The sequence below is a fragment of the Arachnia propionica genome (genome assembly GCF_003859805.1).
In the GTDB taxonomy this organism is placed as follows: domain Bacteria; phylum Actinomycetota; class Actinomycetes; order Propionibacteriales; family Propionibacteriaceae; genus Arachnia; species Arachnia propionica_C.
In genome coordinates, this window is the sequence record NZ_RQZG01000007.1 from 126,942 (window position 1) to 152,311 (window position 25,370).

The window sequence follows — 25,370 nt, forward strand, 5'->3', positions numbered from 1 at the left end:
CGGTCCACCGTCGTGCGCAGGTGACCGCGTGTCAGCGGGCCATGGACGACACGCGGCTCGGGGTGGGACCGGGCCGCAGGATGGCAGAGTAGGGGGCGTGGACTGGGACTGGGTGACCTCGGGTGACGAGGTGGTGGCGCTGCGTCGTCTCCCGGAGTCCCCCGGCGAACACGTGGCGTGGCCCGCCTGGCTCCCCGACGACGTGGTGGCCGCCATCCGGGCCGCAGGGGTGGAGCGGCCCTACCGGCACCAGGTGTCCTTCGCCGAGTTCGGCCACGCCGGGGTCCACGCGGCGATCTGCACCCCCACCGGCTCCGGCAAGTCACTGGCCTACCTCATGCCCATCCTCGCCTCCCTCGACACCCCCACCACCTCGGCGCGGGGTTTCGTCCACCGTCGCCCCACCGCCTTGTACCTGGCCCCCACCAAGGCCCTGGCCCACGACCAGGCCCGGGCCGCCACGGCACTCGCACCGAACCGGGTGCGCATCACCACCCTGGACGGCGACTCCGACGAGGCAGAGCGTCGCTTCGCACAAGAACACGCCCACCTGGTGCTGACCAATCCCGACATGCTCCACCACTCGGTGCTGCCCCGCCATCACCGGTGGGCCACGTTGCTCGGTGGGCTGCGCCACATCGTCGTCGACGAGGCCCACCACTACCAGGGCGTCTTCGGTGCCCACGTCGCCCAGGTGCTGCGACGCCTCCGCCGGATCGCCCACCACCACGGTGCCGACCCCACCGTGCTGCTCAGCTCCGCGACCACCCCGAACGCCGCCACCTTCGGTGGTGCCCTCATCGGGGAGGACGACGTCCAGGTGGTGGAGCACTCCACCGCTCCTGCCCCCGCCCGCACCGTCGCCCTGTGGCGGCCCGCGACCACCGTGCACCACGACACCGCACGATTGCTCGCCGGGCTCAGCGACGGCGGCACCCAGACCCTGGCCTTCGTCACCTCCCGGGCCGGGGCGGAGCTGACCTCCCGGACCGCAGCCGAACTGGCCCGGGAGCCGGAACGGATCGCCTCCTACCGGGGCGGCTACCTGGCGATGGAGCGTCGCGAGCTGGAGGCGGCCCTGCAGGACGGCACCATCAGCGGCCTGGCCACCACCAGCGCACTCGAACTGGGCATCGACGTCTCCGGGGTGGACTCCGTGCTCATCGCCGGCTTCCCGGGACGGTTGTCGTCGTTCTGGCAACGGGCCGGACGTGCGGGACGTGCCGGACAGGACAGCCTGGTGGTGCTGCTGGCCAGCGAGAATCCCCTGGATGCCTACCTGCTGGAGCATCCCGAGCTGGTGCTCGACTCCCCCGTCGAGCAGGCCGTCTGCCACCCCGAGAACCCCCATGTGCTGGGGCCACACCTGGCCGCGGCGGCCCAGGAACTGCCACTGAGCGCCGACGACGAACGCTGGTTCGGCCCGACGACCCTTCCGCTCGCCTCCCACCTGGCTGCATCCAAGGTGCTGCGGGACCGAGGAGGCCGCTGGTTCTGGACCCGCCCCGACCGGGCCGTCGACCACATCGACCTGCGCACCTCAGGGGCCAGGCCGGTCGAGATCATCGAACGTGCCACCGGCGTGGTGATCGGCACCGTGGACCCCGAGTCCGCGGACCGCATCGTCCACGTCGGGGCGGTCTACCTGCACCGGGGCCAGAGCTTCGTCGTCACCCGACTGGACCTCGAGGAACGCCAGGCCCTGGTGGTGGCCTCGCACCCCACCTGGTACACGGTGGCCGAGACCACCCGCGACATCGAGATCGTGCGGGAGCTGCGCCGCAGGACCCTCGGGAACACCGAGGTCTGCTTCGGGGAGGTCAGGCTGACCTGGCAGGTCACCGGGTACCTCCGCCGCGACGAGGTGAGTCACGACGTGCTCGATGCCACCCCGCTGGAGTGCCCGCAGCACACCATGGTCACCCAGGCCGTGTGGTACACCGTCCCCGACGAGGTGGCCCGACGCATCGCCACCGGCGGGGCCGAGCTGGTCCTCGGGGCCGCGGCACATGCCGCCGAGCACACCGCCATCGGGCTGCTGCCCGCCTTCGCACCCTGCGACCGCTGGGACATCGGTGGCGTGTCCACCGCACTCCATCCCGACACGGGCCTGGCCACGGTCTTCGTCCACGACGGCCTGGAGGGAGGCGCCGGGTTCGCCGCCCAGGGCTTCGAGCAGGCCGAGGCGTGGCTGGGCGCGACCCTGGAGCGACTGCAGGACTGCCGCTGCGACGACGGCTGTCCCGCCTGCGTGGTCTCCCCGAAGTGCGGCAATGCCAACCACCTGCTGGACAAGGCCGCGGCCACCACACTGCTGAGGCTCATCCTGGACCGATGAGCCTGCCCACCAGGGAGGCCACCAACGGCACCACACCCAGCAGCACGAAGGCGGGCAGGAAGCAGGCCATCAGTGGCTGCACCGATTTGACCCCGACGGCCCGGGCCGCACGCATCGCGGCCTCACGGCGACGTCGCCTGACCTCCTCCGCGTGGACCCGCAGACTCTCCGCCATCCCCGTCCCACTGCGCAGCGCGCGCGCCAGGTCCCGGGCCGGTGGCCCCCACGCAGGATGCTCCGCCAGCGTCAGCCACGCCTTCGTCGGGTCACGCCCGACGTGCAGGGCCGCCACCACCCCACCCAGCACCTCGGCGGTCGCCGGTGGACTGAGTTCACGCAGCGTCGTCACGGCCCCCGTCAGCGTCGCCCCGGACTCCAGGCAGACCGCCATCAGCTCCAGGGTCTGGGGCAGTTCCGCAGCCACCGACGCGGATGAGCGGTCCTTGTCGCCTCGCCCCCGCCGCCACCACGACCCCCGACTCCCGGATGACAGCGGCACCGGGGACTCCCGCAACCGGGTCATTGGATCAGGAGGCCACAGCAGCAGCACCGCAACCCCGAGACAGATTCCGACGAGCACCTCGGTCATACCTGCCCTCCCATCCGTTCCGTCCACACCAGTCCGGTGGCGGCCAACCCCACAGCCAGGAGCACCACCCAGCACCCCAGCGGGTTCCCGATCAGGAAGGCCACCGGGTTCGCCCCGGCCAGGAATCCCAGACCCAGGGCACCGAAGGGCAGCACCGCGAGCACCCGGGCGCTGCCCTTCGCCATCGCCAGCTCAGCCCCCACCACGCCCTGCAGCTCCTGCTCCGCCCTGAGGGCCTCCGCCACCTGGGTCAGCACCGAGGCCACCGGCGCACCGAGCCGCTCCGCGATCCGCCAGGCCGCGGCCACCTGCCCGAACCCCTCCCGACCCGGCGCTGCGGCCACCGCCGTCAGGGCCTGCGGAACATCACCCCCGAGGTGGGCCGTGGCGACGACAGGGGCCAACGCGGGACAGTCCTCGGCCGCCTCCGCCAGGGCCACCGTCGGGATCTTCCCGGAACGCAGCAGCAGGGCGAGTCCCAGGATGGACCGGGCCGTCTCCTCACGGCCACGCCTGACCCGTCGTGCCAGCCGGACCCGACGGGCCAGCCAGCCCCCGGTGCCCACCACGATGGTGGCCGAGGCCGTCCAGGCCAGTCCCTGGACGCCGCCGAGCAGCAGCCCCAGCAGCAGCGGCCCCGCCCACAGCAACCGCACCGAGGTCCTCCCGACACGCGACGGCGCGGACTCCTGCAACCGACCCAACGACTGCCGCGGCCCCAGCCACACCAGGATCGCCAGCCCACTCAGCAGACCCACCACGGCCGTCACGGCCCCCACCCCATCACACAGCGCAGCTCCGCCTCGCCCGGGCCGGGGTGGTCCTGCCCGGCCTCGAAGTGCCATGCAGGAACCACCGTCACCAGTCCGCTCGGGGTGCGCCGCACCACCCCCACCTCGGCCAGCCGACGTGAGCCGTCGCTCTCCCGACGCAGGTGCAGCACCACTCGAAGTGCCGAGGCCACCTGGGCGTGGCAGGCGTCACGGTGCAGCCCGCCAAGTGCCGCGAGGGCCTCCAGCCGGGCCGGGACGTCATCGGCGGAGTTGGCGTGGAGGGTGCCGCAGCCGCCCTCATGACCGGTGTTGAGGGCGGTGAGCAGATCCACCACCTCCGCGCCCCGCACCTCTCCCAGCACCAACCGGTCGGGTCGCATCCTGAGTGCCTGCCGCACCAGCGTGGTCAAGGTGATGGCCCCACTGCCCTCGCTGTTGGCCGGGCGGGCCTCGAGCCGGACGCAGTGCGGATGGTTCGGCACCAGCTCCCGGGAGTCCTCCACCAGCACGATCCGTTCATCGTCGGGCACCTCCGCCAACAACCCCGCCAGCAGTGTCGTCTTGCCCGTTCCCGTGCCACCGGAGACCAGGTACGGCACCCGTGAGGCCACCAGGGCCCGGCACAGCCGAAGTGCCAGCGGGGTGAGGGAACCCAGCTCCAGCAACCGCTCCAGGCCGAGGGTCCGTGCGCCCGGGATGCGCAACGAGATGCAGGTCCCCGGACTCGCCGTCGGGGCCAGGACGGCATGCAGCCGCACCCCACCGGGCAGTCGCGCATCGACGAACGGCTGCGCGTCGTCGAGGCGACGTCCCACGTTCGCCGCCAACCGGATCGCCAGGCGCCGCACCTCCTCGTCGTCGGTGAAGGTGATGCCCGTGCTCTCCAGGCCTGCTCCGCGGTCCACCACCACCTGGTCCGGGCCGTTGACCAGCACGTCGGTGACCCCCGGCTCGACCAGCAGTTCCTCCAGCGGCCCAGCCCCCACCGAGTGGCGACGCACCTGGTCCAGGGCCTCCCGCAGGGATCGGTCCGTGACCACCAGACCCATGGCCCGCATCGCGACGGCGACATCCGCGGCGGTGTGGGGCCGCCCCAGCCTTCCCAGCCGTTGCTGCAGCTCGTCCAGCATCACCGCACCTGCCCCAGCAGCCGCCTCGCGTCCTTCGCCAGCCGCCTGGCCAGCCGGGACCCGACGCTGGTCCCCTCCGCCGCGAGTCGCGGCACCCGCACGTCCTCCCGGAGCTGCCCCAGCAACGGCAACCCGAGCGCCTCCGCGACGGCGGGGCCGGGCAGTCGACGCCCTCTCCCGGAACGCACCACCACCCCGGCACCCCGGATCTCACCCGCCCGTGCCGCGGCGACGGAGGAGACGTCCGCGCCGACCAGCAGCACCGTGGTGGCCTGCCTGCCCAGCCAGCCGACCCGCTCCCCCGTCCCGGCGTCCACCACCACCATGTCATGACTGCGCCGCAGCGCCCGCAGCACCGACTCGACGGCCGCTCTGTCGGGAAGCCGCCCCGGCCTGCGGCCGCGGGGCAGCACCTGGACCTGGTCCACCGTCGCCAGATGCCCGGTGAGATCCCCGATCTCCCCGCGCGCCGCGTGGAGGTCGTCCCAGCTCATCCCACCCACGCCTTCCGCACCGAACAGCAGGTCCAGGCCGCCACCGGGGGTCAGCTCCACCGTCACCGTCCGCGACCCGGTCTCGGCTGCCCGGGTCGCCAGCGCCACGCACAGCGAACTGACCCCCAACCCGCCACTGGCCCCGACCAGTGCGACCACGAGGGCCTCACTGCGGACCACCCCACCGGTGCTCAGGACCTCCGCCAGCCGCGGCGTGTGGTCCGGCAACAGGATCGCGGGGACGCACAGCTCCGCCGAGATGCGCAGCAGCTCCGGCGAGTCGAAACCGACCAGCCACGTCCCCGGTGTGGCCTCCAATCCGGCGGTCCGTGTCGCCTGGTCCGCCCCGACGAGACGCAGCGGGGTCGTCTCCCACACCTCCCTCAGCTGCTCCCGCCCCTTGACCAGGCGCAGTTCGACGCCGAGCGCGAGTGCGGTCGCCTCGATCGTCTCGATGAGGGTCGGGTCCCGGGAGACCAGGACCGGTGGCGTGTTCTGTTCACCGTTCACACATACACTTTGGGCAACCCTCGGTCCGAATGGTCATCGAACCCCGAATCTGTGGATAACCTGATCCTCACAACTTCCCCTACCCCACGAGAAAAGATGCCGAAGATCAACCCCCTGCCCCCCGAGGCGCTCACCTGGCTGGCCGTGTGGCCCGGTGTGCGTGGCCTCACGATCGGCGCTGCCCAGTTGGCTCGTCGCCTGCAGGAGGACGGGCACACCATGTTCGCGATGGCCCACGAGGAGCACGCCATCGATCGGCTGCGCCACCGTGAGGGCATCACCCCCATCTGGGCCCGCCCGGAGGCCATGCCCATCGACCCCTGCCAGTTCGACGTGGTGTTCTGCCACCAGAGCTTCCACCACTTCGACGCCCCCCGCACCCTGTCCGAGGTCGCACGGGTGCTGCGCCCCGGTGGCTGCTTCTCCGCCTCCTACGTGGTTCGCGACGACTCGGTGCCGTGGGTCAGGCGACTGACCGCCCTGCTGCGCCACTACGACCCGATGGCGATGCGGGGCGAGTACGGCCACGACTCGTTGGAGGCCATCGACGCCTGCAAGTACTTCCCGGAGGTGGAGCACCGGGCGTTCCGGATCTGGCAGACCATCTCGCTGCCGGACCTGCAGCAGCTGGTCGCCTCCCAGCCGTTGTCCCGCAACCTCACCGAGTCCCAGGCCGCGAGGCTCCGCGACGAGGTGCGTGACCTCTTCGAGCACGCGGTCAGGCCCGGCGAGAACCTGAAACTGCCGTTCCAGCTGCTGGCCTGGCGGGCCTGGGTGAACCACGACGAGCTGACCGCCCCCGTCGCTCCACCGGAGACCGGCATCAGCATCGATGTCTGAGGAGGTCGGCGAGTAGAGTTGGGCACCAGTCGGGAAAGGATGATGATGGCCAGCACCCCCACCACGTTCCAGAAACTGCGGGACTCACTCACCGAGTTCGTCGCGCGTGAGTCCGAACTGGCGAAGGCGGAGCTCATCCCTGCCGCCAAGCATGCGGGGATCGGTTCCGGTCTGGCCGCAGGGGCGGCCGCCTTCCTGTTCCATGCCGCCTGGATGCTGGTCATCACGCTGGGATTCGGCATCGGGTGGCTGTTCAACGCGCTGGCGGGGGTCTCCCTGATGGGGTCGCTGACCCTGGGCTTCCTGATCTCGATGGTGCTGTCGCTGATCGTCGCGGCGGTGCTGGCACTGCTCGCCCGGGGCCGGTTCCTGAGGGTCGAGGCCCCCCATGCCACCATCGAGGAGGCCAGGGCCACCTTCACCGCCCTCACCGACTCGCTCGGTGGGCAGCCGAGCCCTGCCGTCACGACCCACCACGGCATCGAACTCGACGGCGTTCCCCTGGACGACTCAGTCGCGTAGGAAACGGCCCGGAACCGACCGTACCCTGTCCCGGTCCCAGGGCAGGCCCCATCCCCCGAGGCTGAGGATGACGTCCAGCAGGTGAGCGGTGAAGCCCCAGATGAACCACTCCCCCGACTCGAAGGCCGGTCCCCGGTACCCTCCCGGAAGACTCGCGGTCACCCTGGAGGCCGGGTCGGCCAGCCGGTCGAGGGGGAGCCGCATCACCCCGGCCACCTCACCGGGATCGTTCGGGACCAGTTCCACCGGGTCCCGCCAGGAGGCGACGACGGGGGTCACCTCGTAGCCGCTGACCGGTACCCACGCCGTCGGGAGGCAGCCGATGGGCTCCACCAGCCCAGCCGGCAGCCCCACCTCCTCCTCGGCCTCCCGCAGTGCCCCTGCGACGGCGGTCTCGCCCACCTCCAGACCACCCCCGGGGAAGGAGATCTGCCCGGCGTGGGAACGCAGCCCCTGGCTCCGTTCGGTGAGCAGCACCGTCGGTGAGGACTCATCGCTCAGCAGCACCAGCACGGACGCCTGCCGGGCCCCCGCCGGGGCGGCACCGAACTGCCCCAGTCGTTCGGGACGTCCGGCCGCCAGGGCGGCTCTCAGGCTCGTGAGGCCGGGCACAGGTCCTCCAACGCGCACTCGGTGCAGGTGGGGCGACGGGCATGGCAGCAGCGACGGCCGTGCCAGATCATCCGGTGACACAGCATCACCCACTCCTTCGGTGGGAACAACGCCCCGACCGCCCGTTCCACGTCATCGGGTCGGGTGGAGTCCACCCAGCCCAGCCGGTTGGCCAACCGGATGACATGGGTGTCCGGGGTGATGCCGGGGATGTCGAAGGCGTTGCCGAGCACCACGTTCGCGGTCTTGCGGCCCACCCCGGGCAGCTTCACCAGCTCGGCGAGGGTGGCCGGGACCTGCCCGTCGTGGTCCCTGAGCAGGGCAGCCGACAGCGCCACCAGGGAGCGGGCCTTGCTGCGGAACAGTCCCAGTGAGGAGATCACCTGCTCCACGTCCTCGACCTCGGCCTCCGCCAGGGCCCGGGGATCGGGCCAGCGGGTGAACAGCTGCGGGGTCACCTGGTTGACCCGCGCGTCGGTGGTCTGAGCGGACAGCACGGTGGCCACCAGCAGCTGGAACGGCGAGTCGTGGTCGAGCTCGCAGTGGGCGTCCGGGTGGGCCAGGGCCAGCCTGGCCCCGACCTCGGCCGCGGTCACGGGGTGTTCAGCTCAACGACGATCTCGACCTCGACGGGGGCGTCCAACGGCAGCACGGCCACCCCGACGGCGCTGCGGGCGTGCGCGGTGCCGAACACCTCACCGATGAGCTCGGAGGCCCCGTTGGCCACCTGCGGCTGCGCGGTGAAGGACGGGTCGGAGGCGACGAAGACCACGACCTTGAGCACCCTGGCGATGTTGTCCAGACCGCCTGCGGTCTCCGCCGCGGCGGCCAGTGCGTTGAGGGCGCACTGCCTGGCGGCGGCCGCCCCGTCGGCGATCTCCACCCCGGCCCCCAGTTTCCCGGTGACACCCAGGTGTCCGTCGCGCATCGGCAGCTGGCCGGAGGTCCACACCTGGTCGCCCACCCGCAGGGCGGGCGTGTACGCGGCCAGCGGCGTCACGACGGCGGGCAGTTCCAGCCCCAGGGCGGCGAGCCGCGTCGACGGGCTGGTCATCACTGGTCCAGCGGACGCTTGAAGTAGCCCACCAGCGTGTCCGGGTTGGGCCCGGGGGCCAGGGTCACGAGCTCCCAGCCCTCGGAACCGAAGTTGTTGAGGATCTGCTGCGAGACGTGGCTGAGGATCGGAGCGGTCAGGTATTCCCACTTGGTCATGCCCCCAAGCTTGCCACCGACCATCGACCGTTGTCGATGGCTCACCCGGCCTTCGGCAACTGCCCGTAGGTCAGCAACAGGTCCCGCCAGGACGTGATGTCCGGACGGGTGCGGAGCAGGTGCCGTCGTTCACGTTCGGTCATGCCACCCCACACCCCCCATTCGATCCGGTTGTCCAGTGCTTCTGCCAAGCACTCCATCCTGACCGGGCACCCGATGCACACGTTGCGCGCCCGCTTCTGCTCCTTCCCTTCGGGGAACAGTGCGTCCGCCATGTCCCGACACCTGGCCCTCAGTGTCCACTCACTTGCCTCTGCCCAAGACATCCATGCCCTCCCTCGCGCATCGACACCGTCGTTTTCTTGACGCTAGCGCATTCCCGGGAAAAGCAAAAGTGGTAGTGGATTCAACCTCAACCGTCGCTGCAGGGCGGCCGCTCGACCTGAGTACCACGCTTCAGGGACGGTTCGAGACACCCCGACCCGCGCTCGACGCTGACGTGCGCCTTCACCCGATAGGCCGACATCATTTCTGCTGAATGCCTAGTCAGCCGCAGGTTGACGATGTTTTTCCACTGAGTACGGATACTCAGACGGCGCCGTCCCCAGTACCTAGCCAAGACGGGTAGTACCCACTAGCGAAAACGCTGTTCAGGCCGAGCCGGATCCGCCACTGTAGATGTCACAGGAACGAAACAGTGGCCCCCACATGATGGGGCGAGGAGGAACAACGATGACCATCGCGCTCGATGCCAACACCCCCTGCGTGAAGTTCGCCCACCTCTTCCAGAACCCACTCCTCGAGGACGGGGAGACCAAGCGGGAGAGCGCCGCCGAGCGTCGCCAGCGGGCCGCGCTGATGTCCCGCGCCGTCTCGTTGTGCGCCGGGTGCCCGTTCCAGGCGCAGTGCCTCACCGACGCCGTCGTCCACCACGACGTCGCCGGCGTCGTCGCAGGCACCACCGAGGAGCAGCGCCTCGAGATCCGTGAGCTGCTCGGCGTGAGCATCGACCCGGTGGACAACGACCCCTTCGCCGGGGTCAACTCCGGGCGGGCCTTCAACCAGGAGGAGATCCAGCGGCTTCGCGCGGCCAATCCCACCCAGCCGCTGTCGGCCATCGCAGCCAGGCTCGGCTGCTCCATCTCGACGGTGAAGCGTCACCTCCGCAAGGCTGCGGCCCGGACCGAACCCCGGGCCTCCGTCCGGCGCCTCACCCCGTCGAGGGCCCAGGTGATGGCGGCTGCCGCCGAGGTGCTGGGTGACGCCGACGACATGGTGGCCTGAGGGCTCAGCCCGGGAACCAGCGGTCGAGCTCGATCACGGTGCCGCCGGCCGAGAAGTCGGCGGCGACATGGTCGGCCACCGCCTTCACCTCGTCAGGGGCATTGCCCATCGCGACACCCCGTCCCGCCCAGGTCAGCATCTCGACGTCATTGCGGCCGTCCCCGATGGCCAGCACGTCATCCGCCACCACCCCGAGGTCCGCCGCGACGCGGGCCAGGGCGTTGGCCTTGTCGACCCCGAGCGGGGAGATGTCCATCCAGGCGGACCAGCCCACGAAGTAGGACACCTCGTGCAGCCCGAGCGACTCCGCCATCTCCACGAACATCTCGTCGGAGCTGTCGGGGTCGCAGATCACGACACGGGTGACGGGGCGCGAGGCCAGGTCCTCCAGTGGTTCGATGACCACCTCCTCGCCGCTCAGCTCGCCGGGCGGGAACCCCTTGGAGACCCGCCAGTGGGCACGGTCCGGCACGGCGATCGCGACCTGGGGTGCCAGACGCGCCACCTTGGCGATGGTGTCGGCCGGGTCGAAGAGTTCCTCGTGCAGGACCCTCCCGGACGGGTGGGCGAGGATCTGTGCCCCGTTGGCGCAGATCGCCACCCCGGGCGGCAGCCCCAGCTGGGCCACGACCCGCTCGGTGGAGATCCAGGACCGTCCGGTGGCGAGCACCACGGGAACATCGGCCGCGACGATGCGGCGCACGGCGTCGCGAACGGCGTCGGGCAGCTGCCCGTCGGCATCCACCAGGGTGCCGTCGATGTCGAGGGCCACCAGGCGGGGGTGAAAGGTCATCGTCGCTTCTCCTGGCTGTTCGTGGGTTCCCACCGCGGCAGGGTCTCGCCTCCCCAAATACTAGAGTCATCCTCGGAAGGAGATACCGATGTCCACCCCGCAGTACCCCAATGTCCCCCAACGGGGCATCCAACAACCTCCGCAGATGCCGTACCCGGCCGCGCCGACGGGACAGCCGCCACGCATCACGGGCAACCCGGTGGGGATCACCGGGAGCCGGGTGCGGGTGCAGGAGAAGTCCACCTTCGCGTTCCCGGGCCTGCTGGCCATACCGCTCATCGCGGCCGTGGCGCTCGGGCTGGCCATGCTGCTGTCCCAGGTCCTGCCGATCGGCCCCACCTCCGGGCTCGACTTCCCACTCAACCTCGGCATCTTCGGCATGGGTGCGGCGGCCCTGGGTTTCCTGGTGCTCAGCACGGGGCTGGTGCTGATCAGCCCCGGTGAGGCGAAGGTGCTGGAGTTCCTCGGATCCTACATCGGCACCATCAAGAAGCCCGGGCTGTGGTTCGTCACGCCGTTCACGACGAAGCGTCGGATCTCGGTCAAGGTCCACAACTTCGAGACCAACGAGCTGAAGGTCAACGACGCCGACGGCAACCCCATCAACATCGCGGCCATCGTGGTGTGGCAGGTGGCGGACACGGCCAAGGCCATCTACGCCGTCGAGGGGCACGAGTACTTCATCCGGGTCCAGGCGGAGGCCGCGCTGCGCCACATCGCGATGAGTCACCCGTATGACAACGACGCGGTGGAGGTGACCCTTCGGGGCGACACCGAGGTGATCGCCTCCGAGATGGCCGCCGAGGTCGCGGCACGCATCGGCCTGGCCGGGCTGGAGGTCATCGAGACCCGTATCTCGTCGCTGGCCTACGCCTCCGAGATCGCCCAGGCGATGCTGCAGCGCCAGCAGGCCAGCGCCATCATCGCGGCCCGCGAGAAGATCGTCGAGGGCGCGGTCTCGATGGTCGAGGATGCCCTGGGGAAGCTGGAGAGCTCCGAGATCGTCTCACTCACCCCGGAGCACCGCGCCACGATGGTCTCGAACCTGCTCGTGGTGCTGTGTGGCGACTCCCGGGCCACCCCGGTGGTCAACACCGGGTTGATGCAGCACTGAACCCCGCCACCGGGAAGGTCCCGCACCGTCACCGGTCGACGGTGCGGGACCTTCCTGTCCGCTGTCGCCCAGGCGTTCCCCAGGACCCACGGCCCCTTCGTCGGGACGTCGCCCCCGGCGATTCCGGTCCGCAGGGCTCAGCGGAGCGCGTCCACGCCTCCCAGGAAGGGGCGCAACGCCTCGGGGACCCGGACGGAGCCGTCGGCCTGCTGATGATTCTCCAGCAGCATGATGATGATGCGGGTCATGGCGCACAGCGTGCCGTTGAGCGTCGCGACGTGCTCCGTGCCGCCCTCGGTGCGGTACCGGATGCCCAGCCGCCGCGCCTGGAACTGGGTGCAGTTCGAGGTGGAGGTCACCTCGCGGTACCGCTGCTGCGTCGGCAACCACGCGTAGCAGTCGTACTTGCGGGCCGCCGACAGCCCGAGGTCCCCGGAGGCGACGTCGAGCACCTGGAACGGGATCTCCAACGCGGTGAGGAAGTCCTTCTCGAAGGCCAGCAGTCTGTCATGCCAGGCGACGGCCTCCTCCGGGCGGCAGTGGACGAACATCTCCACCTTGTCGAACCAGTGGACCCGGAAGATGCCGCGGGTGTCCTTGCCGTAGGACCCGGCCTCACGACGGAAGCACGGCGAGAACGCGACGTAACGGCGCGGCAGCGTCTCCGCGTCGAGGATCTCGTCGCTGTGGTAGGCGGCCAGCGCCACCTCGGAGGTACCGACCAGGTACAGGTCGTCGTCGGGCAGGTGGTAGACGTCCCTCTCGGCCTGGCCGAGGAAACCGGTGCCGGCCATCGCCTGCGGCTTGACCAGGGCCGGCGGGATCATCGGGGTGAAGCCCCACTCCGCGGCCTTCGACATCGCGAGGTTGAGCAGCGCCACCTCCAGCTGCGCCCCCACCCCGGTCAGCACGTAGAACCTGGAGCCGGAGATCTTGGCCCCTCGCTCCATGTCGATGGCCCCGAGCGCCTCACCCAGTTCCAGGTGATCCCTCGGTGTGAAACCCTCCGCCGCGAAGTCCCGAGGGGTCCCGACGGTCTCGAGCACCACGCCGTCGTCCTCACCGCCGTGCGGCACCCCGTCGAGGACGAGGTTGCCGAGCTGCATCACCAGCTCGTCGAAACGGGCCGCCGCCAGGGCCTCGGCCTCCTTCGCCGCCTTCACCTCGCCCGAGAGCTCCTTGGTGCGGGTCAGCAGCCGGGTCTTCTCGTCGCCCTGTGCCCTCGCGACCTGCTTGCCCAACGCGTTCTGCTCGGCCCGCAGCTGCTCGTACCGGGCGATCCCGGAGCGACGCGACTCGTCGGCGGCGAGGATCTCGTCGACGATGGCCACGGACTCACCACGCGCGGCCTGCGAGGCACGCACGGCATCGGGATTGCTGCGGATGAACTTCGGGTCGATCATGGCACCAGCCTACGCTTCGGGCTCCCGACGGAGCACCTCCAACCAGCGGCTGGCCTCCTCGAAGGCCTCGTCGTCGAATCCGCGCCGCACCGTCGACGGCTGCTCGTCGGCCCTGGGGTAGGAGCCGAGGAACACCACCTCGCGACAGATCCGGTGCAGCCCGAGCATCGCCTCGGCCAGCCGACGGTCCGCGAGATGTCCCTCGGCGTCGATGGCGAAGCAGTAGCTGCCGAGCAGGGTCTTCGTCGGGCGCGACTCGATGCGGCACAGGTTGACCCCGCGCACCGCGAACTGCTGCAGGATCTCCAGCAGCGCACCGGGGTGGTCCTCCTGCATGTAGGCCACCAGGGTGGTCTTGTCGGCCCCGGTGCGCTCCGGGAGTGCGCCGGGCCGGGAGACGACGATGAAGCGGGTCACCGCCCCCGGGTTGTCCTCGATGGAGTGGGCCAGCTCCTGCAGCCCGTACAGCTGCCCGGCCACGCGCGCGCAGATCGCCGCGTCGTGGCGCGAGGTGGGATCCGCGACCTCCTGGGCGGCGCCCGCCGTCGACCCGGCCTCGGTGACGTGGGCCTCGGGGATCATCGTGGCCAACCAGTCGCGGCACTGTGCGGCGGCATGGCCGTGGGTGAGGACGGCCCGGACCTGGTCCAGTGTGGTGCCGGGCCGCACGTAGAGCCCGAACTCGACGGGGATCACCACCTCGGCCCGGATCACCAGCGGATCACCGTCGACGAGCTTGTCGAGCGTGGCGGAGACCCCACCCTCGACGGAGTTCTCGATGGGGACCACCGCCTCGGCCACGTGTCCCTCGCGGACCGCGTCGAGCGCCTCCCCGACACTGACGAACGGGATGGCCTCCTCGTCGCTGATGGCGAGGAGGGCCTGATGGGTGAAAGTCCCTGCGGGACCGAAATAGCCGATCACCGCTTCAGCGTATCGACTACCGGATGACCCGTGTCCGTCATAAGGTCGGCATGGAGGGGGTTCACTCAAGACAGACAAGGAAGAGGACCATGGCAGTGGAGCAGGCGGATCAGGGGGCGATGATCCGTGCCGCGGGACAGGTGGAAGCCAGCCACCAGCAGATCCACGAGCTGCAGAGGCGGCTCCAGGACGACCTCCCGCGGTTGGCGACGGTCCTGGACGGGAACCGATTCGTCGCCTTCCAACGTGACTACAGTCACTTCGACTCCCAGATCGAACGGGTGAAACAGGGGCTCGACCTGGTGCACTCCTCCCTCACCGGGCAGGGGCAGCCACGTGTCGTCGTCGAGATGGAGCTGGAGTCCGATCCACCACCCAGTCCCGACTTCCCGGCCGGGCTGCCCGACGGCGCATCGGAGCTGGCCGGGGCGAACGCCGAGCTCAACTCGCTGTTGAGCAGCCTGAACACCGAGCTGGTGGAGTCCATGCCGCAGTGGGCCCCGGAGGCCCGTGAGGCCTGGCAGGAGGCGCGCCGTTCCTGGGCGGAGGCCAACCGTCGTCAGTCCGAGATCCTCACCCAGCTGGAGGGTCGGGGCTGAGCCTGCGGACCAGGTCACGACCACTCAGGCGTGGCGGTTCCCCCTGCCACAGCGTGCCGTGGTCCCGGTTCAGGGCACCGACGAGACGTTGCAGGTAGATCTCGCGTGGCCACTCCACCACCCCGAGTGAGGCCAGGTGCGGGGTCTGCCACTGCACGTCGAGGAGGGTGACACCTGCGTGGCGGAGATCGGCGACGAGCCGCATCAGCGCCACCTTCGAGGCGTCCCGCCCGAGCTCGGGGTGGTGGAACATCGACTCCCCGGCGAACAGACCGGCGATGAGGATGCCGTAGAGGCCCCCGACGAGCCGACCCTGGTCGTCCCAGGTCTCGACGCTGTGCGCGAAACCCATGTGGTGGAGGGTGGTGTAGACGGCGGTGATGCGTTCGTCGATCCAGCCGCCCGGGCGTCTCGGGTCGGCGCAGGAGCCCAGCACCCGGTCGAAGGCCCGGTCCACGGTGGTGGTGTGGCGAGCGGCTGACCTGCGCAGGGAGCGGGTGACGCGCAGGGCGTCGAGGGGCAGCACGGCCCGGGACATGGGCGACCACCAGCCCATCCGCTGATCGAGGGGCATCGGGAACACGCCGCTGCAGTAGGCGGCGAGGGCCAGTCGGGGATCGAACTCGTCGGTGTAGCCGATGAGGTCGGCCCGGGGCCAGCTGCGCGGGGATCCGAAGACGCTGTCGAGCACGTTCCCAGTGTCGCAGGCATTGGGTATCGGGCGCCGGTGTGCCACTCTGGAGGGGTGAGCGGGAACAAGGATGCGGTGGCCGTGGCGGAGGGGCTGACGGCGGATGCCTTCCATCAGGTGCTGGAGATCGCCATCGAGGGGCGCGGCCGGTTGCCGGGTGCGAGGAAGGCGGCCAGGAGCGCCCTGGAGCGGGTCCGGGACCCGGAGGCCGCCGTCGCCTGGGTGGCCAACCAGCACATCGTCATGGCCGGGGGTCAGGGTTTCGCCACGAACTGGGGTGGATTCCTGCTGGCCTTCGTCACCATCCCCGCCAACCTCGCCGCCAGCCTGTTCGTGCAGGCTCGTGCCGTTGCCGCGATCGCTCACCTGCGCGGCTACGAGCTGGCCGATCCACGTGTGCGCACCGCGATCCTCATGGTGATGCTGGGGCCGCGTGCCGCCGAGCGGTTGATCCACTCGGGCGACCTGCCCAGCTCGCCCGCCGCCGTCGCGACGGCACCGGCCTTCGACGCGGGGCTGGATGAGCGGGTCTCGCGGGCCCTGTTCGAGAATGCGATGAACCAGGTGAGCGGGAAACGGCTGGGGGTGTTCCTGGGCAAGCGGATCCCGTTCGTCGGGGGCGGGGTCGGGGCCGTGGTCGACGGCTGGTCCACCAATGCCATCGTGCGGCACGCGATGCGGGAGTTCGTCTCACGTCGTCCCCGGATCGCACCCTACGCGGAGGTCGTGGAGTGACGAGGCCTCCCGTGGCCTGACGGAGGGGCGGGTTCCGGCACCGGATGCCAGCGGTCTCGACGGCTGCTTCCCGTCACGGCTCGGGCTGCGGCGGCGTGAGGTACCGGTCAGCCGTGGCTGCGAGGCACCCGCGCGGTGATGAGGCACATCGTCTCGTAGGTGATGGTCCCCATGAGGTCCGCGATCTCCTCGACGGTGATCCGCTCGTCTCCCTGCTCGCCCAGCAGCACCACCTCGTCGCCGATCTCCACTTCCGGGGTCTCCGGGCCGAGGTCGATCATGGTCTGGTCCATGCAGACCCGCCCGGCGATGGGGCAGGAGCGTCCCCCCACCAGCATCCGGCCCCGGTTGCTCAGCAGCCGGGAGTAGCCGTCGCCGTAGCCGACGGGGACGGTGCCGATCCAGGTGTCGCGGGGGGCGGTCCAGGTCCGTCCGTACCCCACCGTCTCACCTGCTGAGACACGTTTGAGGAATGTCAGACGGGTCGTCCACCGCGCGGCAGGGGTGAGCCCCTCCCACGCCGTCGACCCGTCGGAGCGGCACCCGTAGGCCATGATCCCGGGACGGATCAGGTTGGTGCCCGCGACGTCGTGCCCCAGCACCGCACCGGAGTTCGCGGCATGGATCCACGGCACCGGCCCGACCGCTTCCTGCACCTCCGCCGCGACCGCCAGGAACCGCTGCAGCTGGGCCCGGGTGAAGTCCTCCCCGGCCGGGGAGTCGGAGATCGGCAGGTGGGTGAAGATCCCGTCCAGCACCAGGTGCGGGGACTCCGTGACGACGCGGGCCAGGTGCACCGCAGCATCGGGTTCCGCCCCCACCCGACGCATCCCGGTGTCCACCTTGAGGTGCACCTGAGCAGGGGTTCCGGCATCCCGTGCCACCTCCGCCAGCTGCCTCGCCCCTGTTTCCGAGGCGACGGTGAGGGTGAGCCCTGCCGCCACCGCCCCGGCCAGTTCCTCGGGAAGTGTCGGGGAGAGTTTCAGGATGGGCAGGCCCACCCCGGCGGCCCGCAGCTGCTCCCCCTCCCCGACCTGCGCGACCCCCAGCCAGTCGGCGGTGCCGCGTCGTTCCACGTGTCGGGACACCTCGACGATCCCGTGGCCGTAGGCGTTGGCCTTGACCGCCAACATGACGGCCCGGCCCGGGTTGAGTCGCCGCGCCAGGGAGAGGTTGGCATCGATGGCTTCCAGGAAGACGCGAAGGGTGGTCACTGTCATGCCTCCCATCCTTGCGCACTTCACGGAGGTTCGAGACTGGACTGCCACAGATGGCAGAATGTGACCCATGTCCAACAACCAGTGGAACGGCGCCCAGGATTGGAACGCCCAGCCCCAGCACAACAACCCCCAGGAATGGGGCGCCCAGCCGGCCCAGGATTGGAACGCCCAGCAGCCCCAGCAGCACGACTGGGGTCAGTCCTCCCAGGACTGGAGTGCCCAGCCCGCCCAGCAGCAGGACTGGAGCGCCCAGCCCGCCACCCATCAGCCAACCTCCGACGACTGGACCACGATCTCCGCCGGGCAGAGCCAGCAGTCGGCCTCCCAGGCCGCCTCCCCGCAGAGCGCCTCCAGCGAGTGGAGCCTCGACCAGTCCGTGCCCGCCACCGAGCAGACCACCTGGACCGGTGCCCCGCCCGCCGCGGCCGCTCCTGAGCAGCCCGCCCAGGCCTGGGGCCAGCCTGCCCAGCAGCAGGACTGGAACGCCCAGCAGGCCCCGCAGCAGCAGTGGGGGCAGCAGGCCGCCTACGGTGCCCCGCAGCAGCAGTGGGGTGGCCAGCCCGCCCAGGCCCAGCCGAACCTGTTCTCGGCCCTGTTCGACTTCAAGTTCAGCCAGAAGGTGGCCAAGGCCGCCCCGGGCGTGGCCTACATGATCATCCTGATCGTGCTGGCCGTCGAGGCCCTGTTCAGGATCATCGGGGTGTTCAGCCCCTACGCGACCGGGACGAGCATCGTCTCCGGCCTGTTCGTCGCCCTGGCGCAGTTCGTGCTGTGGGCCATCGTCTGGCGTGTCGTCATCGAAGGTGTCGTGGCGCTGGTGAAGATCGCCGACAAGGACGACCAGTCCTGACCCGCTGACCCCGACCCGGCAAGGCCCCGAGATGATCTCGGGGCCTTGTCCGTGCTCACCGACGCCCTGGTGTCCTTTCCCGCGATCCGCGCAGGGACCGGTCAACAGGGTCAGAACAGCAGCGCCAGGGCCGGTTCGGCCAGGATCTCCGCCACGTCGTGGAGGAAGCGGGAGCCCTGCTCGCCGTCGATGATCCGGTGGTCGAAGGCGATGGACAAGGTGGTCACCCAGCGCGGCACCACCTGTTCCCTCCCGCCCTCGACGACCACCCAGGGGCGACGCTGGATGGCCCCCATGCAGAAGATGGCCGACTCGTCGCCGTTGATGATCGGGGTGCCGCCGTCGATGCCGAAGACCCCGACGTTGGTGATGGTGAAGGTGCCACCCGAGTAGTCGGCGGGCTGCAGCCTGCCCTCCCGGGAGACCGCGACGAGCTGGTTGATCGCCCGGCACAGCTCCAGCAGGCTCAGTTCCTGCGCGGCCTTGATGTTCGGCACCATGAGGCCACGCGGTGTGGCGGCGGCGATGCCGAGGTTCACGTCGCCGTGGAAGACGATCTCCTGCGCGTCGTCGTCCCACGAGGTGTTGAGCTCGGGGTTGCGGCCGAGCGCCAGGCAGATGGCCTTGGCGTAGATGAGCAGCGGCGAGATGCGCAGTCCCGCGAATTCGCGGCGCGTCTTGAGGGTCTCGACGAAGTCCATCGTGCCGGTGACGTCGACGGTGATCCACTCGGTGACGTGGACGTGGGTGTTCACCGAACGCACCATCGCCTCCGCCGTGACCTTCCGCACCCCCTTGATGGGGACGCGGCGCTCCCCCCTGCCCCTGGGGCGACGTCCCCCGAGGTCGCTCGGCCCGGTGGGGCCGTTGCTCGCGGCGTCGTTGAGCACGGTGCCGGTGGCGGGTTCCTGCTGGAACGCCCAGGCCGCCTTGACGTCCTCGCGCGTGACGGTGCCGCCGATCCCGGTGCCGACGACGGTGCGCAGGTCCACCCCCAGGTCCTTCGCGAACTGCCTCACGGGGGGTTTCGCCCGCACCCCGTCGGGGTCGCTGGCCAGGACCAGGCTGGACTCGACGGGGGCCTCCCCGGCCTCGGGCAGTGGTTCGCCGACGGGTTCGGCCACCACCGGTTCGGCCGGGGCCACGTCGTCGGCGCGCCGGGAGGGTTCCCGGGGTTCGTAGGCTGCCTCGACGGCCTCACGGAGCCGGGTGGTGTCCCGGCTGGGCGCGGAGGAGCGACGTCGACGGCGTGGGGTCTCCTCGGCGGGGCCGTAGCCCACCAGGGTGGCCTCGGTGCCGTCGTCGATCTCGACGATGCCGGAACCCACCTCCACGGTGGTGCCCTCGGCCACGAGCAGCGCCGTGATGGTCCCGGCCCAGGGTGAGGGCAGCTCCACGAGGGATTTCGCGGTCTCGATCTCGACCAGCACGTCGTTGACCTCGATCACCTGGCCGACGGTGACCCGCCAGGCGACGATCTCGGCCTCGGTGAGGCCCTCGCCGGGGTCGGGGAGCAGGAAGGTGCGTTTCATCGGGGCTCCTTGGTGTTCTCTAGTACTGCAGGGACTGGTCGACGGCGTCGAGGATGCGGTCGATGCCGGGCAGGAATTCCTGCTCGACCCGGGCGGGCGGGTAGGGCATGTCGTAGCCGGTGACCCGCTTCACGGGGGCCTCCATCTGGTAGAAGAGGTCCTCGTGGAGGCGGGCCGCGATCTCGGCGCCCAGCCCCAGGGTGCGGGGGGCCTCGTGCACGACGACGGCGCGGCGGGTGCGTCGTACGGAGGCGGTGAGGCTCACCCAGTCGACGGGGGCGAGGGTGCGCAGGTCCACCACCTCCAGGCTGGTGCCCTCCTGCTCCGCGACGGCGGCCGCGTCGAGGCAGGTGCGCACCATCGGTCCCCACGCCAGCAGCGTGACGTCCTGGCCGGAGCGCACCACCTCCGCCTGGTGGAGGGGTGCGGGACGGCGTTCGGCGGCGACGGTGCCCTTGGTGTGGTAGCGACGTTTCGGTTCGAGGAAGATCACCGGGTCGGGGCTGGCGATGGCCTGTTGGATCATCCAGTAGCCGTCGTGCGGGGTGGCGGGTGAGACCACCTTCAGCCCGGGGGTGTGGCAGAAGTAGGCCTCGGGGGATTCGGAGTGGTGCTCGACGGCACCGATGCCACCGCCGTAGGGGATGCGGATCACCATGGGCACGGGTTGTCTGCCGGCGGTTCGGGCGTGGAGTTTCGCCACCTGGGTGACGATCTGGTCGAAGGCGGGGAAGACGAAGCCGTCGAACTGGATCTCGACGACGGGGCGGTAGCCGCGCATCGCCAGGCCGACGGCGGTGCCGACGATGCCGGACTCGGCCAGCGGGGAGTCGATGACGCGGTTGGGGCCGAATTCAGCCTGGAGGCCTTCGGTGACGCGGAACACCCCGCCGAGCTGGCCGATGTCCTCCCCGGCCAGCAGCACCTTGGGGTCGGCCTGGAGGGCGCGGCGCAGTCCTGCGTTGATGGCCCTCGCCAAGCTCAGTTGCTGGCTCATTACTCCTCCTCGGCCGCCCAAGCGGCGTGTTCTCGGCGCTGTGCCTCCAGCGCGACGGTGTTCTCGGCGTGGACGTTGTCGAAGAGTTCGTCCATGGTCAGGTCCCGCAACGTCGGGATGGCGGCGCGGATGTCGGCCCCGAACTGGCGGGCCTCCTCGTCGAGTCCGGCCAGCCAGGCGTCGTCGATGAGTCCTGCGGTGCGCAGGTGGGTGGTCAGCCGGGTGATGGGGTCGCGTCCCGCCCAGCTGCGGGTCTCCTCGTCGGCCCGGTACTTGGTGGGGTCGTCGGAGGTGGTGTGGGCGCCCATGCGGTAGGTGAAGGCCTCGATGAAGGTGGGGCCCTCCCCTCGGTGGGCACGCTCCAGGGCCCAGCGGGTGACGGCGTGGACGGCGAGCACGTCGTTGCCGTCGACGCGGACGCCGGGGAAGCCGAAGCCGTGGGCACGCTGGTAGAGGGGGATGCGGGACTGCAGGGCGATGGGTTCGGAGATGGCCCACTGGTTGTTCTGGCAGAAGAACACGACAGGGGCGTTGTAGCTGGCGGCGAAGACGTAAGCCTCGTTGACGTCGCCCTGGGAGCTGGCGCCGTCGCCGTGGTAGGCGATGGTCGCGGCGTTGGGGCCGTCCTGGTTGCCGACGAGACCGTCGAGCTGGAGCCCCATGGCGTAGCCGGTGGCGTGGAGGGTCTGGGAGCCGATGATGATCTGGTAGTTGCGGAACCGGTCGAGGTGGTCCCAGGCCCCGGCGTCGGAGCCGCGGAACAGGGCGAGGAGTTGCTGGAAGGGAAGCCCCAGGGTGAGGAAGACGGCGTGTTCCCGGTAGGTGGGGAAGACGACGTCGAGGTCGCCGAGGGCGTGGGCCGATCCCACCTGGGCGGCTTCCTGGCCGAGAACCGGGGGCCAGAGGCCCAGTTCGCCGTGGCGTTGCAGGGCGGTCGCCTCGGTGTCGAAACGTCTGGCCAGCACCATGTCCCGCAGCCAGGCGGGCAGGTCCTCGTCGGGGCGTTCGAAGGTGAACTCGTCGTGCTCGCGTCGCTCGCCCTCGGGGGTGAGCAGCTGCACCATCTCGGTGGACATCGCCGCTTCGGTCATTCGGCCTCCCATCACAAACCTACGCTTCCGTAGCCTACGCTCCCGTAGGTTGACGCCGGGGGTGGGCGCCCCACAACATCCCGGCTCTCTTTTGTGGGATTCCACCATCCCAGCGCCCACCCGGGGCGCCTCGGCGTCATCCTTTTGGTCGTCGCACTGGGTGGGGGTGGTGGTTCACGTTTAGGGTGTCGGGGTCACGGCTTCGCGGCGAGAGGGGTCCTGAGGATGACACAGTGGCAGATTGATCCTGCTGGGGTGCAGGGTGTGCTGGAGCGCGCCAGGGTGGCTCAGGAGGAGTTGGGCACGGCGTTGGACCCGGGGAGTTTCGACGCCCCGGTGGCGGCGTTGTCATGGTGCCCGGAGTTGACCGGTGGGATTCCGGAGGCGTTGGGGCTGGTGCTGGAGTCCCGGCTCGGGGAGTTCAAGGCGATCGTGAACCATGTCTCGGCCGGGATCGTGGGGGTGACCGCGGCGTCGAACACGTACCTGGACGCGCAGACCGAGATGGACGCCTCGGTGCGTGCGACGCAGGCGTCGCAGGTGGAGGAGGAGATGATGCGGGCGGCCGAGACGGGGAACTTCTCGTTCTTCGAGAAGATGGCCACCGGGGAGTCGTCGTGAGTGATGGGCTGATCGATCCTGATGCCTTCGTGTGCCGGGCCGAGGGGTTGGATCCGGATGCGATCTTCGAGGCCGGTTCCCAGATCTGGGCCGTCGGCTCGAACATCTCGGACAAGGTGCATGCGGTTGACGGGGTGTGGCAGGAGCTGCGTGGGGTGTACCGCTCACCGGATGAGGAGATGGTCTACGGGGTGATGAAGCGTGCGACCTGGCCTGCGGCGTTGATCCGTGCGGACCTGGTCGCGGCCGCGAAGGCGATCCGGGACTTCGCCGAGGAGTTGCGGGCGATCAAGCCCGCGTTGGAGCAGGTTGAGCAGGAGGCCCGTGCGTTCCGTGCTGAGGCGCTGGAAGGGTATCTGGAGCTTGTCGGGAACATCTACGACAGCCGGAATGCTGCTGATCATGATCCGGCGGAGTTGGCCCAGATGGGGTTGTTCGAGGGGCCGCTGCGGCAGCAGAAGACACACTGGAAACGGCATCAGCACGCGGTGGACACCAACAATGAGCTGTTGGCCCGTTACAACCAGTTGTTCGAGCAGGTGCTCAACGCCGCGCGGAGCTGTGAGAACGCGATCCGTCGTTTGGGTTCTCACCATGAGACCTGTCTGGCCCCGGCACCGGGTTTGGATGAGGGGTTCCACGAGTTGGGGGAGTATCCGTGGGGCACGAAGGTCGAACGCACGTCCCGTCATGCTGGTGAGTCGATCATGCGTGGCGCCGGAAACGTCATCAAGGGTGGGTTCTATGGATTCATGGCTCACCTCGGGATGGACCAGGAGGGCAGGTTCTCCTTGGACACCATGGGGCAGACGTGGCATGCCACCGGGCATTTCTGGTGGCTGACCGGCGAGGTGGTGATCCGGGGTTTCGGGGTTCAGAGGATCGGTGAGGAGGATCCGGAGTACACGGCGAAACTCAATGAGGCCGCAACCTTGTGGGGCGACATGATCAAGTGGGACCACCAGGCCCACCTCGCTGGGGAGAATGGTTGGCACGCCTATGAGGAGGATCCGGTCCAGGCCTGGACCGAGACCATTCTGGGCGCCGGTGTGGTGGGTGCCGGGTCCAAGCTCCTGCTTCGCGGTGCCAGGGTTCCCCGCGGCCTGCCCTCACACCTGGCCCCCGGGATCGAGCACGTCGCGAAGACCGTGGACACCCTCACCCAACCACTGCACCGTTTCCGGCAAGGGGTCACGCGTTTCGGTGTCGACCACGTGATCACCCCCTTGGAGGAACGGCTGCGCCACGTGGCCAGCCAGGCCAAGCATGGTCTGGAGAACCTCACCGACCCCTGGCGCAACACCGTCCCGGCCGGGGCACACACACGTGGCGGAGGCGGGGCGTGGAACGACCACACCACCTTCAATCAGGCCCACAATCACCACGGCGGTGGCCATCACACCCCGGACCTCGATCAACCCACGCCCAGACGAGCCGCACCACCCATCGACATCGACACCCCGGACGCCGAACCACCGAGGCGGACCGACCGCTACGGCAACGACCTCTCCGTGGACCACAAGGGCGATCCCGTCATCCAGGACCGAGGCGACGGCCGACTCCACTACGCCAGCGACCCAGAAGGCACCTTCCGGGACACCGACAACCCGGACAACCTCCGCAACCCGGGCGGGAAGTTCAACGAGAACCCCTACGCCCCACCACCGGGAGAGATCACACACCCCGCCACCTGGCAAGGAGAACTCACCGACCAACCACTCAGCAACATCTATGACAACGCACACCAGCTCACCGAATCGTGGGACGCCGCCCGCGACGCCGCAGCCAAAGCCCGCGACGCAGCAGCAGGCACCCCCCAAGCTGTCAAACGATGGATCCCAGAAGCCGAAAACCTCACAAACAAAGAACTGATACAGGAGCTAACAAACAGAATTGATGAGGGAGATTTAGATCCTTCGACACAAGCCCACCTCGAGACCCAGCGAGACATACTTAGGCATACAACCGAAAAAGATAGCCTTCTACGTAAAATCTCAGAATGGGCAGGCGACTATGGAGGCCAGAGGCATCTCGAGTCGCAGGGGCGTCAGGTAATCTCCGGACGCGCCGGGGAATCCCCCGATACGCATGTCTCTCCTGGGAGGGACGAGTTGGACCAGACCGGGATCAGCGGCCCGGACATCACGCCCCCAGAGGCCGGGAAAGACACCCCACGGCCAAAACGCTACGAGATCACCTTCCAGGAGAACAAGGGCGGCAACATCAGCAAGACCCAACTCGGTACCCGAGGCGGCGCACAACAAGGCTCACTACCCTACCTCACATCCATCCTCGAAGCCCAGAACCCCAACGGCCGCTTCCTGGGCGACCTCAAGCGCCTCAAGACCTCAGGACAGTACCCAGGCTTCTTCAAAGCCCTCGAACGCGGAGAGGTCATCGTCCGCTACCAGTACACCAACACCCGCACCAACGGCACCCTCCGCACCGGAGAATTCAACCTCGGACCAGAGGTACGGCTACACTGGGACGGCAACA

27 protein-coding genes are annotated in these 25,370 nt (G+C 69.6%); 10 read left to right on the forward strand and 17 right to left on the reverse strand.

The genetic code is table 11. The features are described 5' to 3' along the window. The first annotated feature begins 97 nt into the window (after window positions 1-97). Window positions 98-2,338 (forward strand): DEAD/DEAH box helicase, encoded by a 2,241-nt coding sequence (locus EII34_RS07800; RefSeq protein ID WP_124844588.1) that lies wholly within the window; start codon window positions 98-100, stop codon window positions 2,336-2,338. Here the strand turns inward: EII34_RS07800 and EII34_RS07805 are convergent. The 4 genes from EII34_RS07805 to ssd are packed head-to-tail and all read right to left on the reverse strand — an operon-like array spanning window position 2,322 to window position 5,834. After that, window positions 2,322-2,927 carry a type II secretion system F family protein gene (locus EII34_RS07805; RefSeq protein ID WP_124844589.1) on the reverse strand — a complete coding sequence of 202 codons (606 nt, stop codon included), beginning with the start codon at window positions 2,925-2,927 and terminating at the stop codon, window positions 2,322-2,324. The genes EII34_RS07800 and EII34_RS07805 overlap by 17 nt on opposite strands. Then, window positions 2,924-3,697, reverse strand: a complete 774-nt coding sequence (locus EII34_RS07810) for a type II secretion system F family protein (RefSeq protein ID WP_124844590.1) — start codon at window positions 3,695-3,697, stop codon at window positions 2,924-2,926. The genes EII34_RS07805 and EII34_RS07810 overlap by 4 nt, the downstream gene beginning before the upstream one ends. Beyond that, window positions 3,694-4,830, reverse strand: coding sequence for a TadA family conjugal transfer-associated ATPase (locus tag EII34_RS07815; protein ID WP_124844591.1), 1,137 nt, complete (start codon window positions 4,828-4,830; stop codon window positions 3,694-3,696). Before EII34_RS07815 ends, EII34_RS07810 begins: the two co-directional genes overlap by 4 nt. Then, window positions 4,830-5,834: a septum site-determining protein Ssd gene (gene ssd / locus EII34_RS07820; protein WP_124844592.1), complete on the reverse strand. Its 1,005-nt coding sequence runs from the start codon at window positions 5,832-5,834 to the stop codon at window positions 4,830-4,832. Before ssd ends, EII34_RS07815 begins: the two co-directional genes overlap by 1 nt. 96 nt (window positions 5,835-5,930) lie before the next feature. Between ssd and EII34_RS07825 the strand changes: the two genes are divergently transcribed. Continuing rightward, window positions 5,931-6,674, forward strand: coding sequence for a class I SAM-dependent methyltransferase (locus EII34_RS07825; protein WP_124844593.1), 744 nt, complete (start codon window positions 5,931-5,933; stop codon window positions 6,672-6,674). A 45-nt stretch (window positions 6,675-6,719) separates the two neighbouring features. Further along, window positions 6,720-7,196: a phage holin family protein gene (locus tag EII34_RS07830; RefSeq protein ID WP_185711230.1), complete on the forward strand. Its 477-nt coding sequence runs from the start codon at window positions 6,720-6,722 to the stop codon at window positions 7,194-7,196. Here the strand turns inward: EII34_RS07830 and EII34_RS07835 are convergent. Genes EII34_RS07835 through EII34_RS07850 form a run of 5 tightly spaced genes read right to left on the reverse strand, consistent with a single transcriptional unit; the run spans window position 7,185 to window position 9,346 of the window. Continuing rightward, the gene (locus tag EII34_RS07835; protein WP_185711231.1) at window positions 7,185-7,808 is read right to left on the reverse strand and encodes an NUDIX hydrolase; all 624 of its coding nucleotides are present in this window, start codon (window positions 7,806-7,808) and stop codon (window positions 7,185-7,187) included. The genes EII34_RS07830 and EII34_RS07835 overlap by 12 nt on opposite strands. Further along, complete coding sequence (nth, locus tag EII34_RS07840) at window positions 7,787-8,404, reverse strand: endonuclease III (protein WP_124844596.1); 618 nt, start codon at window positions 8,402-8,404, stop codon at window positions 7,787-7,789. The genes EII34_RS07835 and nth overlap by 22 nt, the downstream gene beginning before the upstream one ends. Then, window positions 8,401-8,862 carry a RidA family protein gene (locus EII34_RS07845; protein ID WP_124844597.1) on the reverse strand — a complete coding sequence of 154 codons (462 nt, stop codon included), beginning with the start codon at window positions 8,860-8,862 and terminating at the stop codon, window positions 8,401-8,403. The genes nth and EII34_RS07845 overlap by 4 nt, the downstream gene beginning before the upstream one ends. Next, on the reverse strand, window positions 8,862-9,020 hold the full coding sequence (locus EII34_RS15935) for a DUF4177 domain-containing protein (protein ID WP_185711232.1): 159 nt from the start codon (window positions 9,018-9,020) through the stop codon (window positions 8,862-8,864). Before EII34_RS15935 ends, EII34_RS07845 begins: the two co-directional genes overlap by 1 nt. Window positions 9,021-9,061: 41 nt before the next feature. Continuing rightward, window positions 9,062-9,346: a WhiB family transcriptional regulator gene (locus EII34_RS07850; protein ID WP_124844598.1), complete on the reverse strand. Its 285-nt coding sequence runs from the start codon at window positions 9,344-9,346 to the stop codon at window positions 9,062-9,064. 406 nt (window positions 9,347-9,752) lie between these two features. Here EII34_RS07850 and EII34_RS07855 point away from each other — a divergent pair, with 406 nt between their 5' ends. Then, complete coding sequence (locus EII34_RS07855) at window positions 9,753-10,304, forward strand: WhiB family transcriptional regulator (RefSeq protein ID WP_185711233.1); 552 nt, start codon at window positions 9,753-9,755, stop codon at window positions 10,302-10,304. 4 nt (window positions 10,305-10,308) lie between these two features. Here EII34_RS07855 and EII34_RS07860 read toward each other — a convergent pair whose 3' ends face one another. Next, window positions 10,309-11,097, reverse strand: a complete 789-nt coding sequence (locus tag EII34_RS07860; RefSeq protein ID WP_124844600.1) for an HAD family hydrolase — start codon at window positions 11,095-11,097, stop codon at window positions 10,309-10,311. An 88-nt stretch (window positions 11,098-11,185) separates the two neighbouring features. On the opposite strand from EII34_RS07860, the gene EII34_RS07865 reads away from it, so the two are divergent. Beyond that, window positions 11,186-12,211, forward strand: coding sequence for an SPFH domain-containing protein (locus tag EII34_RS07865; RefSeq protein WP_260425086.1), 1,026 nt, complete (start codon window positions 11,186-11,188; stop codon window positions 12,209-12,211). A 137-nt stretch (window positions 12,212-12,348) separates the two neighbouring features. Here the strand turns inward: EII34_RS07865 and serS are convergent, their stop codons facing one another. After that, on the reverse strand, window positions 12,349-13,614 hold the full coding sequence (gene serS / locus EII34_RS07870; protein WP_124844601.1) for a serine--tRNA ligase: 1,266 nt from the start codon (window positions 13,612-13,614) through the stop codon (window positions 12,349-12,351). A 9-nt stretch (window positions 13,615-13,623) separates the two neighbouring features. Further along, window positions 13,624-14,538 (reverse strand): prephenate dehydratase, encoded by a 915-nt coding sequence (gene pheA / locus EII34_RS07875; RefSeq protein ID WP_124844602.1) that lies wholly within the window; start codon window positions 14,536-14,538, stop codon window positions 13,624-13,626. Between the two features lie 89 nt (window positions 14,539-14,627). Between pheA and EII34_RS07880 the strand changes: the two genes are divergently transcribed. Continuing rightward, window positions 14,628-15,137, forward strand: coding sequence for a hypothetical protein (locus EII34_RS07880; protein WP_124844603.1), 510 nt, complete (start codon window positions 14,628-14,630; stop codon window positions 15,135-15,137). On the opposite strand, the gene aat is transcribed toward EII34_RS07880, so the two are convergent. Next, window positions 15,112-15,828, reverse strand: coding sequence for a leucyl/phenylalanyl-tRNA--protein transferase (gene aat / locus EII34_RS07885; RefSeq protein ID WP_260425087.1), 717 nt, complete (start codon window positions 15,826-15,828; stop codon window positions 15,112-15,114). The two genes, EII34_RS07880 and aat, sit on opposite strands and share 26 nt — an antisense overlap. Before the next feature lie 54 nt (window positions 15,829-15,882). On the opposite strand from aat, the gene EII34_RS07890 reads away from it, so the two are divergent. Beyond that, complete coding sequence (locus EII34_RS07890; RefSeq protein WP_124844605.1) at window positions 15,883-16,563, forward strand: EcsC family protein; 681 nt, start codon at window positions 15,883-15,885, stop codon at window positions 16,561-16,563. Between the two features lie 107 nt (window positions 16,564-16,670). Here the strand turns inward: EII34_RS07890 and alr are convergent, their stop codons facing one another. Further along, on the reverse strand, window positions 16,671-17,783 hold the full coding sequence (alr, locus tag EII34_RS07895) for an alanine racemase (protein WP_221620233.1): 1,113 nt from the start codon (window positions 17,781-17,783) through the stop codon (window positions 16,671-16,673). Window positions 17,784-17,850: 67 nt separating this feature from the next. Here alr and EII34_RS07900 point away from each other — a divergent pair, with 67 nt between their 5' ends. Then, window positions 17,851-18,633, forward strand: coding sequence for a DUF4282 domain-containing protein (locus tag EII34_RS07900; RefSeq protein WP_124844607.1), 783 nt, complete (start codon window positions 17,851-17,853; stop codon window positions 18,631-18,633). 110 nt (window positions 18,634-18,743) lie between these two features. Here the strand turns inward: EII34_RS07900 and EII34_RS07905 are convergent, their stop codons facing one another. The 3 genes from EII34_RS07905 to EII34_RS07915 are packed head-to-tail and all read right to left on the reverse strand — an operon-like array spanning window position 18,744 to window position 22,253. Then, window positions 18,744-20,165, reverse strand: coding sequence for a dihydrolipoamide acetyltransferase family protein (locus EII34_RS07905; RefSeq protein ID WP_124844608.1), 1,422 nt, complete (start codon window positions 20,163-20,165; stop codon window positions 18,744-18,746). A gap of 19 nt (window positions 20,166-20,184) precedes the next feature. Further along, entirely contained in the window at window positions 20,185-21,162 is a 978-nt protein-coding gene (locus tag EII34_RS07910) for an alpha-ketoacid dehydrogenase subunit beta (protein ID WP_124844609.1), read from the reverse strand. Next, window positions 21,162-22,253, reverse strand: a complete 1,092-nt coding sequence (locus tag EII34_RS07915; protein WP_260425088.1) for a thiamine pyrophosphate-dependent dehydrogenase E1 component subunit alpha — start codon at window positions 22,251-22,253, stop codon at window positions 21,162-21,164. The genes EII34_RS07910 and EII34_RS07915 overlap by 1 nt, the downstream gene beginning before the upstream one ends. Window positions 22,254-22,478: 225 nt before the next feature. Between EII34_RS07915 and EII34_RS07920 the strand changes: the two genes are divergently transcribed. Both EII34_RS07920 and EII34_RS07925 read left to right on the forward strand, forming a co-directional pair. Beyond that, a complete protein-coding gene (locus tag EII34_RS07920) occupies window positions 22,479-22,874 on the forward strand; it encodes a DUF6507 family protein (RefSeq protein ID WP_124844610.1) in 396 nt (131 codons plus the stop codon). Continuing rightward, a partial coding sequence (locus EII34_RS07925; protein ID WP_148092630.1) for a hypothetical protein occupies window positions 22,871-25,370 on the forward strand: 2,500 nt, incomplete at its 3' end. The genes EII34_RS07920 and EII34_RS07925, both read left to right, overlap by 4 nt.